Origin of the sequence: Psychrobacter sp. Pi2-51, from assembly GCF_904846665.1 — a bacterium.
Taxonomy (GTDB): domain Bacteria; phylum Pseudomonadota; class Gammaproteobacteria; order Pseudomonadales; family Moraxellaceae; genus Psychrobacter; species Psychrobacter glaciei.
Genome location: NZ_CAJHBP010000020.1, coordinates 1 through 12,817, shown reverse-complemented (window position 1 = coordinate 12,817; position 12,817 = coordinate 1). Strand labels below are relative to the sequence as shown.

The 12,817-nt window shown below is 42.6% G+C and carries 12 protein-coding genes; 4 read left to right on the top strand and 8 right to left on the bottom strand.

The features are described from left to right. Positions 1–64: 64 nt before the first annotated feature. Positions 65–865 carry a lysophospholipid acyltransferase family protein gene (locus tag JMY08_RS10535; protein WP_201593238.1) on the bottom strand — a complete coding sequence of 267 codons (801 nt, stop codon included), beginning with the start codon at positions 863–865 and terminating at the stop codon, positions 65–67. A 323-nt stretch (positions 866–1,188) separates the two neighbouring features. Here JMY08_RS10535 and hflX point away from each other — a divergent pair, with 323 nt between their 5' ends. The 4 genes from hflX (at position 1,189) to JMY08_RS10515 (ending at position 5,425) form a co-directional block, all read left to right on the top strand. Next, on the top strand, positions 1,189–2,628 hold the full coding sequence (gene hflX / locus JMY08_RS10530; RefSeq protein WP_201593237.1) for a ribosome rescue GTPase HflX: 1,440 nt from the start codon (positions 1,189–1,191) through the stop codon (positions 2,626–2,628). A 428-nt stretch (positions 2,629–3,056) separates the two neighbouring features. Then, complete coding sequence (locus tag JMY08_RS10525; protein ID WP_189582666.1) at positions 3,057–3,485, top strand: CidA/LrgA family protein; 429 nt, start codon at positions 3,057–3,059, stop codon at positions 3,483–3,485. Positions 3,486–3,507: 22 nt separating this feature from the next. Continuing rightward, the gene (locus JMY08_RS10520; protein ID WP_010201757.1) at positions 3,508–4,197 is read left to right on the top strand and encodes an LrgB family protein; all 690 of its coding nucleotides are present in this window, start codon (positions 3,508–3,510) and stop codon (positions 4,195–4,197) included. Positions 4,198–4,603: 406 nt separating this feature from the next. Beyond that, positions 4,604–5,425, top strand: coding sequence for a lytic transglycosylase domain-containing protein (locus JMY08_RS10515; RefSeq protein ID WP_201593236.1), 822 nt, complete (start codon positions 4,604–4,606; stop codon positions 5,423–5,425). A 147-nt stretch (positions 5,426–5,572) separates the two neighbouring features. Here the strand turns inward: JMY08_RS10515 and tsf are convergent, their stop codons facing one another. The 7 genes from tsf to JMY08_RS10480 all read right to left on the bottom strand — a co-directional run bounded on the left by tsf (position 5,573) and on the right by JMY08_RS10480 (position 12,605). Continuing rightward, positions 5,573–6,457: a translation elongation factor Ts gene (gene tsf, locus JMY08_RS10510; protein ID WP_010201759.1), complete on the bottom strand. Its 885-nt coding sequence runs from the start codon at positions 6,455–6,457 to the stop codon at positions 5,573–5,575. Between the two features lie 418 nt (positions 6,458–6,875). Next, a complete protein-coding gene (gene rpsB, locus JMY08_RS10505; protein ID WP_201593235.1) occupies positions 6,876–7,667 on the bottom strand; it encodes a 30S ribosomal protein S2 in 792 nt (263 codons plus the stop codon). Between the two features lie 450 nt (positions 7,668–8,117). After that, a complete protein-coding gene (locus tag JMY08_RS10500) occupies positions 8,118–8,567 on the bottom strand; it encodes a chemotaxis protein CheX (protein WP_189582673.1) in 450 nt (149 codons plus the stop codon). A 48-nt stretch (positions 8,568–8,615) separates the two neighbouring features. Further along, entirely contained in the window at positions 8,616–9,065 is a 450-nt protein-coding gene (locus tag JMY08_RS10495; protein ID WP_189582676.1) for a chemotaxis protein CheX, read from the bottom strand. Positions 9,066–9,095: 30 nt separating this feature from the next. Then, a complete protein-coding gene (locus tag JMY08_RS10490) occupies positions 9,096–9,458 on the bottom strand; it encodes a response regulator (protein WP_189582679.1) in 363 nt (120 codons plus the stop codon). 20 nt (positions 9,459–9,478) lie between these two features. Further along, on the bottom strand, positions 9,479–11,716 hold the full coding sequence (locus JMY08_RS10485) for an ATP-binding protein (RefSeq protein WP_201593234.1): 2,238 nt from the start codon (positions 11,714–11,716) through the stop codon (positions 9,479–9,481). Positions 11,717–11,729: 13 nt separating this feature from the next. Beyond that, on the bottom strand, positions 11,730–12,605 hold the full coding sequence (locus JMY08_RS10480; protein WP_189582685.1) for a substrate-binding periplasmic protein: 876 nt from the start codon (positions 12,603–12,605) through the stop codon (positions 11,730–11,732). Positions 12,606–12,817: the final 212 nt, after the last annotated feature.

Below are 12,817 nucleotides of genomic sequence, written 5' to 3'. Positions count from 1 at the left end.
AAATCGCTAGTATTATCACCGCGATTTGCGCCCTTTTTTTGACTATTACTTCAACTGCAAATATTTAGTCTTTAGCTGGTACGTTAAGTACTCTTGAATGTAGTTCAGCCAACCCCTCTTGCATACGTAACTGCAATACATTGGTCAGCTCGCTTTTGCTACAGCCTGCTGGATCTATCGGCGCTAGTGGCAATACATAAGCGGTTACGTCTTTGCTATCAAGCACTTTTTTCATGCTGTCCTTCATCGTCAGCTTGCCATAATATGGCAGTGCTTCGCTTAATGTACCGTCTTTATTGACATAAGCGATAACGATGGGGCGAACCGGAACGTCTGCCTCTATCGCTGCTTGTAACAATGTCCCATGAATGCGTTTGATTTTTTTACCATCAGTAGTCGTCGCTTCTGGAAAGAATATCACCGAAAATCCTTTCGCTAAAAAGCTAGCAATCTGCGCTGCCACCGAGCCTGCATCACCGGAACCACGCTCAATAAATACCGTACCTGCCGCATGAGCCAACTTGCCAAATACTGGCCACTCACCGATTTCTGCTTTGGATAAGAAAAAGGCAGGACTCACCGTGCCCACGACCGGAATATCCATCCATGACACATGATTGGATACCCATAGACCATGATGCTGTTGCACTGGCTCAACTTCAACGACCTTTACCCCAAAGGAGCCTGCCATCTTACGACAAAACGCTTGAATATAGCGTGGCAGTTTTTCGCGTGGTGGCTGCTTAAATGCGCCAATACGCTGAGCAGCCCTAAGACCACCAGCGATCGTCGTGGTCATTCCCGCGATTTGTTTACCGCGACCCCATTGTTGTTTGAGTGAAAAGCCTGACTTAGCTTGGCTCATCTGCGTCCCTCATGATTGAATGTTTGGTTTTTAGATAGTTAAAAAAACGAGCTAAGTATAACAAAGTTCTGTCACTCAGTGATAGCTTGTTCACTCAGTGAGTGTTTACTTTTATACAAATGGGTAATGAAGCAGATTTATAGAAAATCAGCCACCATAAATGCTGTAACATAAAATCATCGCTAATTATGCCAATACCCTTTAATATCAAGTGATAAGACCACATATAGACAACCATCTGAACGTTATATCAAAGCTTACTGAATCAAAGCTTACTAAATTGATAATAGCGATTTATTTACTTTATTAATAGGTGATACTCTTTGGATTATTTTGAAAGACATGAAGGTGGCGAACGCGCCATTATAGTACATTTAGACATCCGCCAAATTCAAGATCCTGACGATCTAGGTGAATTTGAGCTATTAGCAGACTCAGCAGGGGCTGATCGTTTGGCGTTGGTCACAGGCTCACGCCAAAGACCCGATGCCAAATACTTCGTCGGTAGCGGCAAAGCAGCAGAAATAGCAGAATTGGTGCGCGAGCATGACGCTGATATCGTCCTTTTTAACCACAGCTTATCGCCATCACAAGAGCGTAATATCGAAGCCTTGGTGCAATGTCGTGTACTGGATCGTACTGGTCTGATTTTGGACATTTTCGCACAGCGTGCGCGTACCTATGAAGGTAAGCTACAAGTAGAACTGGCGCAGCTGAACCATTTATCGACACGTTTGGTACGTGGTTGGACGCATTTGGAACGTCAAAAAGGTGGTATCGGTCTGCGCGGACCCGGTGAAACCCAACTTGAGACCGATCGTCGCTTATTACAGACTCGTGTGAATCAGCTAAAAAGCAAACTGGAAAAAGTGCGCCAAACACGCGCTCAAGGTCGAGCACGTCGGCAAAAATCAGACGTGCCGACTATTTCACTTGTCGGTTATACCAATGCGGGTAAATCCACATTGTTTAATCGCTTAGTCGATGAAAACATCTATGCGGCGGACAAATTATTTGCCACGCTCGATCCGACTTTACGCCGTTTAGACTGGCAGGGTGTTGGTCGCGTGGTCTTGGTCGACACGGTTGGTTTCGTCCGTCATCTACCGCATGAGCTAGTCGAGTCTTTTCATGCAACATTAGAAGAGACATTAGAGGCAGATTTATTGCTACACGTCATCGACTCTTCTAGTGAAGACATGCACGAGCAAATTCAAGCAGTCAAAGATGTACTGGCAGAGATTGACAATGATGTGCCGGTACTCAATGTCTACAATAAGATTGATTTGACGGATGAGCCCGCTCATATTGGTTATGCTAGCGAAGGTCAACCCAACCGTGTCTATGTTTCCTCTAGAGAGAACCTAGGCATGGAAGGGTTGTCACTTGCTGTGCAACAGCTGCTGACCGGTGCTTTAACAACCTTTGATTTGACTCTTCCTTATAATGCAGGTCAATTCAAAAGTACCTTGTATGAGCTGGGCGTCATTTTAGAGGAAAGCTACGATGATACAGGTCATGAATGCTTGACCATTCGTTTGCCAAGTGACAGACTCAGACAGCTCCTTGGTCAAGCCGACTTGAATCCTCTAGATGTATTGCCATTAGCACAAGCCACGCTACTGATGCCAGTCCTTGAAGAGTTCGAGCAGCCTGATGAAGATGAAGACCAACTTATGACGAAAGCAGAAGAACAAGCTTTTGATGATTTTGATGCCCTTAACTCTGAGACATTACACTCAGAAACATCAGAAGAAAAATAAGCGTAAAATTTGGGTGTATAGATTTGATTTGGATTTACAAATTCAAATAGCGTCTTCCCAAAACGCTTGGCTTCTCAATTAATAGGCCTTTTCATCAGTGGTTTCTTAACATAGAGTGTTAAATGATAAATGGACGGTATCAACGATATCGTCTATTTTTTTGACCTTCATTTTTTCACCATCATATGTCACTAGATTTTTCGACTAAAAACTTAGAAGATCAATAACCAGTCCTAGCGTTTTAGAGGCTTTATTAGTTGGTGTGCTCTCTATATAATCAACTTTTATATATTTAACCCATTTAGACGTTATCTATTACATTGAAACCATAACCGAGCAAAGACACCCCTCTTTGCTATGCTCTTGGCGCTACTGCCTACTCGATTTTATGAACACACTCTCTATCTCTGACTTGGCCAGCACTGCTTATGAATTCCACTCATTCCTCGCGTATGCCCCTATGGATGGCCGTCATCCTAACGTTGGTCATGATCATTTTTGTCCGTGAATCTGCCGTTATTATCTGTCAGTGGGCGGGTATCGAAAAAGCCGCCAATATCGTCGGTTTAATCGCGATGTTCTTTATCTTGATGGCATGGCGTTTACTTAAAGGCCTGCCCAGTTGGCTTACCCAAGCCAGTAATGTCTTATTGGTCGATAGTGGCTTTGCTTTTTTGCCCGTGTCAGCCGGTGCAGGCTTGCTATTATTCGCCTTAGGTGATGAGCTGTGGGGCGTGATGCTGACCATGTTAATCAGTACGCTCATACCACTATGGGGACTGGCCATTCTTGCCAACCACTGGCTAAGCGATAGCGCAAATACCAATACTACTCATAAGCAAAAACAGCAGCCTTGAGCTGTATAACCAAGGAAATGTAATGACTTTTGATAGCGTATTGATGGCGACCCTCGCAGCGATATTATTAACCTTGACAGCACATGTCATTGCCCGCGTCTTGGCTCGTAAGCTATCGTGGTTGCCAATGGTGATTACCGCGTTGATTCTTGTTCTTTTGTTCTTGTTTATCCTGCAATGGGATTACAATAATTATTATAGCGTTGCCAAACCCGTATTTGACCATCTATTAGGCTATGTCACTGTCCTTTTAGCCGTGCCACTCGCGGCAATGAACTTTAAGGGTTTACCAGTTAAAAAGCTGACTTTGATCGTAGCCATGGCCAGCGTCATTGGTGCATTACTACCTATGTCATTGGCTTATCTATTTTCCTTAAGCCACGACACGATACTCGCCTTTGCCACCCGTTCAGTGACCACACCCATTGGCTTGAGCATCGCCGATTTGATTAAAGCGCCACTGGCCATGGCCAACTTGATTATTATTGTCTCAGGTATAATCGGTGGCACTTTAGCGCGATTTTTGTTTCGCGGTATCGATGATGATCGTGCCAAAGGTTTGGCACTTGGCTTGGCAGCCCATGCTTTTGGCACAGTAGAAGCTTGGCAAATCAGTCACACTGCTGGTCGTTATGCTGCCTTTGGTCTGGCGGTCAATGGTTTGGTCACTGCCGTGTGGGTGCCTATTTTTATCAGTGCGTTTTCCATTTAATAGCTTTTAAAAATCCATCACTATCTTGAATAACTTTTCGTCTTTATTGAAAATTTACCGTCGCAGTGAGCATATTGAAGCGTTTGTATCAGCTTAAAAACACTGAAGTAGACATGCAATCGATGCGCTTAAAAGCCTTAGCCTGTTGATTTTTTTACAAATTAAAGGCGGCTTTTGTGCTTTGTTCTGCTAATCCTATGCGCTAAAAAGTTATTATATGTTATAGTAAGCAACTATTATTTTTTGTATCTATCGCAAGTGGTTTCTTGTTAAGCGTGACCATTGCTAGGTAGCTATCTTCAATGTAGCTGTAAAATCCAGCAAACACGGTAACCGCTTTAACGCGCAACATGACGCGCCTATAGGCAAAACAATTTGCTATTATTCGATAAAAAGTGATATCTATATGATAAGTATCTCCCCTTTGATTACCCGCTGTTTGTCTCCGCTTTTACTCAGCACCATTGCTAGTACACTTGCCCTCTCCACGCTTTCGATGACTGCTCACGCAGGCAATATGTATATCTATAAAGACAAAGGTGGACAAGTACTGCTCACCAACGTCAATCCTAGCGGCAACTTTGATAAATTCACCAAAAAAGTAAAGGTGACTTACTACAAAGACTCTAAGATGTATGATGGCAGTAATAGCAGCGGTAGTGATTATGGTAGCAGCACAGCAAGTAGTAGCGGTAGCCGCAACGCTTATGACAGCTATATTCGCGCCTCTGCCGAGCGTAATGGCGTAGATCCTGCCCTCATGAAAGCCATGATGCATACGGAATCCGCATTCAATCCCAACGCGCGCTCTCCTGTAGGTGCTCAAGGCCTGATGCAGCTAATGCCAGCCACTGCCCGCCGCTTCAAAGTGAGCAACCCTTGGAATCCTGCTGACAATATCGAAGGATCTGCTAAATATATCGCTTGGTTGATGCGTCGCTTTAACAACAACGTCGAGCATGCGGTGGCCGGTTATAATGCTGGTGAAGGCAACGTTGATAAATATGGTGGCATCCCACCGTTTAAAGAAACTCGCAACTATGTGAAAAGCGTAATGAGCCGCTATCACAGCTTATATAAAAATGACTCAGGTCTGTCCGGTAGTAGTATGAGCGCCAGCAACAGCAATACCACTGCTAGTAATGGTCTACAAAAAGTCAGTTATGGCACTAGCAGCAATACCAATAGCGCCAGTTATGCCAATTCAGCGTATGCAGCATTACGTTAATATAACTGTTAATGATATAACTAAATCAGCAGACACAAAAAAACCCGTTAATAAATAACGGGCTTTTTTATGCTTGATTGCTTCTTATGTCAAACAATCTATAAGTACTGAGCAAAAACAAACTCAGTACTTATTACATTTTGAAACTTACTTATTAGCTAGTGCTTGAGTTGCAGCAACTTCAGCAGCGAAATCTTCTTGCTTCTTCTCAATGCCTTCACCAACTTCTAGACGTTTAAAGCCAAGTACTTTTACGCCTTCAGCTTTCAATACGTCACCAACTTTTTTCTCGTTGTCCATGACGTATGGCTGACGCAATAATGTTACTTCGTCTAGGTACTTACGTAGGCCACCTTCGATCATTTTTTCAACGATGTTGTCAGGCTTGCCAGATTCTTTTGCTTTGGCTTCGATGATGTCTTTTTCGCGCGCTAGTACGTCAGCAGCGACGTCTTCGTCATCTACTGCAACTGGGTTGAACGCAGCGATATGCATGGCAAGGTTTTTGCCAGTGTCTGCACTGCCGCCTTCATAAGATACCACTACGCCGATACGTAGACCATGACGGTATGCAGCAATGTTAGCGCCTTCAAGTACTTCAACACGGCGGATTTGGATATTCTCACCGATTTTTTGTACTAAAGATACACGTGCTTCTTCAACGGTTTGACCATCGCCATAAGGCAATTCAGAGATAGCAGCAACGTCAGTCACGTTGTTCTCTAGAGCAATGCTAGCCACTTTTTCTGCAAATGCATTGAAGCTGTCATCTTTTGCAACGAAATCAGTCTGGCAGTTAACTTCTAGCAAGAATGCTTTGTTGTCGCCTTGAGCGATGATGATAGCGCCATCAGCTGCGATGTTACCCGCTTTTTTAGCGGCTTTGGCTTGACCAGACTTACGTAGGTTATCAATGGCAGTTTCGACATCGCCGTTTGACTCTTCCAACGCTTTTTTACATTCCATCATGCCAAGACCAGTACGGTCACGCAATTCTTTTACCATTTTGGCAGATACTTTTACTTCTGACATAAGAGTTACCTTTATATTGTTATGTATGGGAGTGCTTAACTTCTATTCAATATTTTCATACTATTTATAGAAACTATCTATCTATCTATCTATCTATAGGTACTATGTTTCATAGATACTATATTTTATAAATACTATATTGCTCTTGTAGTGATGATTGCTATTGTGATGAAAGTGCTCATCGTTGCTTGTGATAGCAGAAGTCGTTGTGATAACAGATCTTGTGTATCATGAGGGCAACTATAAACGATAATACTCGCCTATTAACAAACAATCCATCAACAATAAGGCATGACGAGTAAAACTACATCATGCCTATTGTGAGCTTGTACGTATACGCTGTTAATACCTTTATATGGATGCTGATAGCATAACTATTAATACATCCTTACAAAGGTAAACCTTTTAGGTCAGCTATTTATTCTGCTGGAGTTGCTGCTTCTTCAGCTGGTGCTGCTTCAGTAGCTGCAACAGGTGCTTCTTGCTCAGCTTTGCCGCCTGCTTGAGTCTGTGCGTATTCTTTACCAGCAATGATCGCATCAGCCATAGAAGTTACATACAAAGTCACTGCACGGATAGCATCATCGTTTGCTGGAATGATGTAATCAACGTTATCTGGGTTTGAGTTGGTATCAACGATACCGATAACTGGGATACCTAGATTTTTAGCTTCTTTGATAGCAATCGCTTCATGATCTACGTCTACAACGAAGATTGCGTCAGGTAGGCCGCCCATGTCTTTGATACCGCCTAGTGAACGCTCAAGTTTTTCCATATCACGAGTACGCTCTAACGCTTCACGCTTAGTAAGCTTAGCGAAAGTACCGTCTTCTGCTTGTTTTTCTAGCTCTTTTAGACGGTTGATTGACTGGCGAAGTGTTTTCCAGTTAGTCAACATACCACCTAACCAGCGATGGTCAACGTATGGCATGCCAGCGCGGGCAGCTTGTTCACGGATGATACCGCTAGCAGCGCGTTTAGTACCAACGAACAATACTTTGTTTTTCTTAGCAGCTAAGCCGTTTACGTAAGTCAATGCTTCGTTAAACGCTTTTACAGTGTGCTCTAAGTTGATGATGTGAATCTTGTTACGTGCACCAAAGATGTATGGTCCCATTTTTGGGTTCCAAAAACGTGTTTGGTGACCAAAGTGAGCGCCGGCTTGTAGTAAGTCGCGCATTTCGATTTTGGTTGGATTCTTTGTAGCCATGTGAAATTCCTAGTGGTTGGGTTATGCCTCCACATCACAAAAACTGCCTATCTAGCGACACGCATCTGCTGAGGGTCAATGCTTATGAATACCGCATTAACTTTTTGCAAATTAATCAAGTCGCCAAACACCCAGCAATTTTTTGCCATGATGTGTGTGTCATTGGTTGATGGGTTGGTTTAAAAAATGAGCTATGATTTGAACTTAGCGATAAACACTAAGTTATAAAATAACTGCGCTATATTTTATCATAAAAGTACAGCTTACTGCTAGCGCTATTATCATGAGCCGCACAAGCTAAATATCAAATAAATGAACAAGCTATGGGACAAACCTTTGGATAAAAACCATAAAAAAAACGACGCTTTAACGTCGTTTTTTTCGCTGATTACTATCATTGGATCCACAGACAGCTACGTTCAGTGCCATGCTTAAAGGATCAGACACGCTCTAAGCGATACAAATACCAATCACCGCTTCGTAACCGCGCCAAGTAAATGGCGTGACATAGCTTTGGCGGTCTTTTGGTAAATAAGCGATACTGGGTGCACCCTCAATAATCTTGGGCGGTGAGATAATGAAATCTGAGCCAAACTCTGTACGTGCATTACCCGAGATGGTATTGGTCATCTCACCCAACAAGTCTTTCATCATCGTAATCGATGAATCTGGCTCGCCCATCACTTTTATGACTTCTCGCAACATTACGCTTGGCGCGCTCACATAGACGCAGCCTTCGATAGGTCCAGATATTTTAATGATGCCGCTATAATCATAACCAACGGCACTCTTATTACTGTTCAAATATGGCGTATCAATCGCCACTGGCGTATCATCAATCTGCGCAAAGAATGCGCTGATTGAGCTTAAAAAGACGCCTAATTTTTCTACTTTAACCATAATAGTGTATTGTCCATAGCTAACATCGATGATGTGTGGGTGCTTAGTTTAATCTTGCAAACAAACCACAATTTCACCGACTTGACCGCGCCAAGTAACAGGAATGATAAAAGAGCGCTCATCGTGCGGCAACACAATACTTTGCGGTGCGCCTTTAAAAACAAACGGCACAGAAATATGAAACTCTGAACCAAACTCTTTACGCGCATTACCCGCGATCGTATTGGCAACTTCACCAGCCAAATCGATGTAGTTTTCATCGCTTTTATCCGTTTCACCCATGCTGTCCAATATTGAAGACAGTAAATCACGGGTTGCCGAAAAATACACCACGCCTTTTTGTACCCCTGATATACCAATGACACCGGTATAGTCGTAGACTTTTGGCTGTTGATTTTCCAGCAAATAAGGCGTATCAACGATAAGTGATTCACTACCGAACTGATCAAAATAGTTAGTAATGATATTTAAAAAAATATGTAAATGTTGTTCTTTCATAATGACATCTGCTTAAATCGTTGGCTGAAGTTAGTCTTGCATAAGCTCATGTAAAGCTTCGACAAGCTCTTCTTCTGAAAAAGGCTTACATAAAAATCCACTTGCACCCAACGATAATGCTTCAATACCAGTCGATTTATCAGATAAGGCTGACACCACTAAAATACGAACTTCAGGATCGATCGCAATTATTTTTTCGATACACTCCAGACCGTCCATTTGTGGCATTGTCAAATCCATAGTAATGACATCAGGACGATGCACATTAAACTTCTCAATAGCTTGCACACCGCTGGTCGCCGTAGCCACCAACATAAACTCTCCTGAATCGTACGCACGCTGGATTCGGTTTCGAATGATATTAGAATCATCAACAATCATTAATTTATACATAACGTCTTTCTTATCCTCAATTAAGCTTTAGGCAAGGTAATGGTAAAGCGAGTCATTTTACCAAGCTCACTATTGACGTTGAGCTTACCGTCATACTCTTTTACTTGTGCTTTGATAATATCCAAGCCAACACCGCGACCACCATCTTCATCAGCGTGTTCTTTGGTCGAGAACCCTGACGTAAACAGTTGCTTTAATAGCTCACCCTGACTCATTTGAGCAGTAGCTTCTGCATCAAAGCGACCTTTGGCGATGAGTTTTTGGCGGATGCTGTCGTAATCGATACCCTGTCCGTCGTCTTGCAAAGTAATAACGAGATCGCGGCTATCACTCTGTATTTCTAGATCAATAGTACCAACGGCTGGTTTGTCAGCTGACTGACGTACCGCAGGCGTCTCAATACCATGTACCACAGCATTGCGTAACAGCTGAATACTTATTTCTTTGACGACATTTTTAAGATGGGCTGGTATCGCCGTGTGCGCTAACGTCTGACTGCTCAACTGCACTTGCTTACCTTGTCTTGCCGCGATGTCTTGCGCAAAACTTTGATAATAAGACAACTGATCATCATCCGACTCATCACTCAAATCAATATCAATATCATTACCGCTTGCCGCAGGCATGCTCATGGCTGATTGATGCGTTGATTGGTTTTCGCTAGCGGCTGGTGTCTTAATGTTTGATGCAGGCGTGGCTGATGATGCTACCGATTGGGTCGCATGAGTATTGTTTGTTGCACTGACACTTTTTGGCGTGGCTTGGTTGATACGCTCACCCAATGTTTCGATGGTATTAGATAGGCTGAGCAAATCATCTAAATGCACTGCTAACGGCAAGAAGTTATTACCTGATAATTTGCCTTGATTTTGCAACGCATCCAGCTTGTCTTCCGCATCGGATGCAATCTTAGTAAAGCTGTGCAGTTTCAGCGCAGAAGCTTCACCTTTTAGGCTATGCATTTCACGATAGATGGCTTTTAATTTACCTTCGAGCTCAAATTGTGAGCTACCTGGGTTTTTCAAAATGTTATTCATCTTGTCGATGTGCGCTTTGGTATTGGTAATAAATTCATTAATAATTTTTGGATTGACGTTTAAGATGGTTGTTAACATCTCAATCTGCATGTCATTTTGTGAGCGCTCTTTTTCTAGGCGCTGTTCTAAATATACGGCGTCTGAGACGTCATTGACGTTGACGAGAATACGAGCGATGTCTTTATTTTCATAAACCCGCGAAAACTTGAAGTCTAAATAGCGACTGTCGGCACCATCTGCTCCGTGAGCATTGTGCAACATGACTTTGTTTAACGGGTTTAAAGAATCGACCAGCTTTTCTTTCACACGCGGATTATATAGCTGCTCAATGAATTGGCGGGTGGTGTTTAGGTCTTTATCAGAAATACGACCACGCAAGACATTGGTAAAGTTTTCTCCTGCTAGGGTGTCAGCACCGATAATGTTGGTCAGTGCGCGAGAATGCTGCTGACCGATATTCAAATCTTTGTCTAGCAAGAAGAGACCCGTATTCACCGTTTCCATAATTTCTTGGGTTTCACGACGAGCGGCCAAAGCTTCTGCATCGGTATCACGCAGACGACGAACGAAGAAGAAAACGAAAATCAAGAAGTAAGCAAAGATAGCTGCAACACCCAATACCTGAATCAAACGGATAGTGTCGGCTTGGCGCTCAGCGTTGATAAACACCTCATCAGTGAGTTCATCTAACGATTCGTTAATAAACAAACTAGAGGTTTTAGCCTGCTCAACCGCTTGAATCAACTCATCAGAAGAATCAACCATGATGTTATCAGCATCTTTGAGATAGCTTTGAATCTTAGGCTCTAAAAGCTGCCACTGCTCATTGGCGGCAGAAATTTTGGCTTGCGAATTTTCATTAATCTTTGGTAGCGTGTAGTCATTACCATCAAGATCTGTAACCTGTCCACCCTGCCCAATAGCTGCAATTGAGTTGGTAATAAGCGCGGTGTTTTGTTCCAAACGCTCCAAAACTCGTTGAATATGCGGAGAGCTGGTGTCTTCACCATAGCTGCTATCTAAGTCAAATAGATCTTTGATTACCGCTTGGGCGCTATTAGCGACTTGGTTGGTTTGGTCAATTAAAACCGTGTTTCTTTCGAGCAAGCTGGATGTATAAAAAGTAAAGGCCAGCAAAGCACCAATCAATGATAAAAACAGTGCAATTGAAACAATCAGACTGCGATAACGTTTGTTGTCAACATTATGTGTGGTTGCCATCTTTTATAGCCCCTTATTTCGATTGCTCATTGGTAGTAGCGCTTTTAGTAGCTGGCTCAGACGCGCCTAACCACTGCTCATCGATTGCTTTAAACGTGCCTTTTTTCTCAAGCTTAGCAATCCCTTCATTGACGGTATTGATAAGCTTACTATTGCCTTTTGCCATCAGTATGACTTGCTGTGCTGAAGGGTTATCCGCGCCTTCATAAGGGACGATGGTGACATCATATTCTGGATGGTTTTTTGCCGTATATTGCAAAATAGGTAGATCATGCAAAATCACATCGACCTTGCCTTGCATTAAGTCTTCATACAGCAAAAAAGCCGTACTTCTAGTGGTCATCTCACTATATTGACCCATCGCATTTAGCTGATCTTCTTGCTTAGAGCCTTCCATCGCCGCAACATGCATACCAGCTAAATCTTCTATGCCTTTGATTTTTGTGTCACTTTTGGCATACATGATTGAAGACGGGTTAAAAAAGTAAGGGTCAGATAAGCCATATTTTTCTGCACGATCATCTTTATAAGAGATACCTGATATCGCTAAATCACGACCGCCTGACGCCACACTGTCGAACATATTTTGCCAAGTTTCTTTGTAAAATTCGACCTTGAACCCCTGCTCTTCACCAAGAGCACGGATAGAATCAATATCAATCCCCTGCATATTGCCGTAGTCATCCTGGAACGAGAATGGAGGCATCGTCCCTGTGGTAGCAACCTTTAAGGTTGGCGCAGTATCAGGCAGTTTACTGACAAACTCATCTTTACTTTCTGCTGCTATCGCCTTGCCAGTCGAGTTGGCGCTCTCTTGTGTAGAAGAATTACCACATCCGAATAAGCCAACACTTAACACAATCGGTAACATCCGATATATTTGCTTCATATCCCATCCTTAAAGTTTAAGGTTTTTCTAAATTTTAGTGAATAACAATCTAGCAAGGTCGAATAATCATTAAATAATATTTGCTTACAGAAAGTTACTTAGGATGATAATTGAGCAACTCTGTGATTGCAATAATTATGTTTAGAGAATACATACAAATTGTTATATATAGCAAAGGCCGCATATATTAATATTAAACATAAGTATATTTA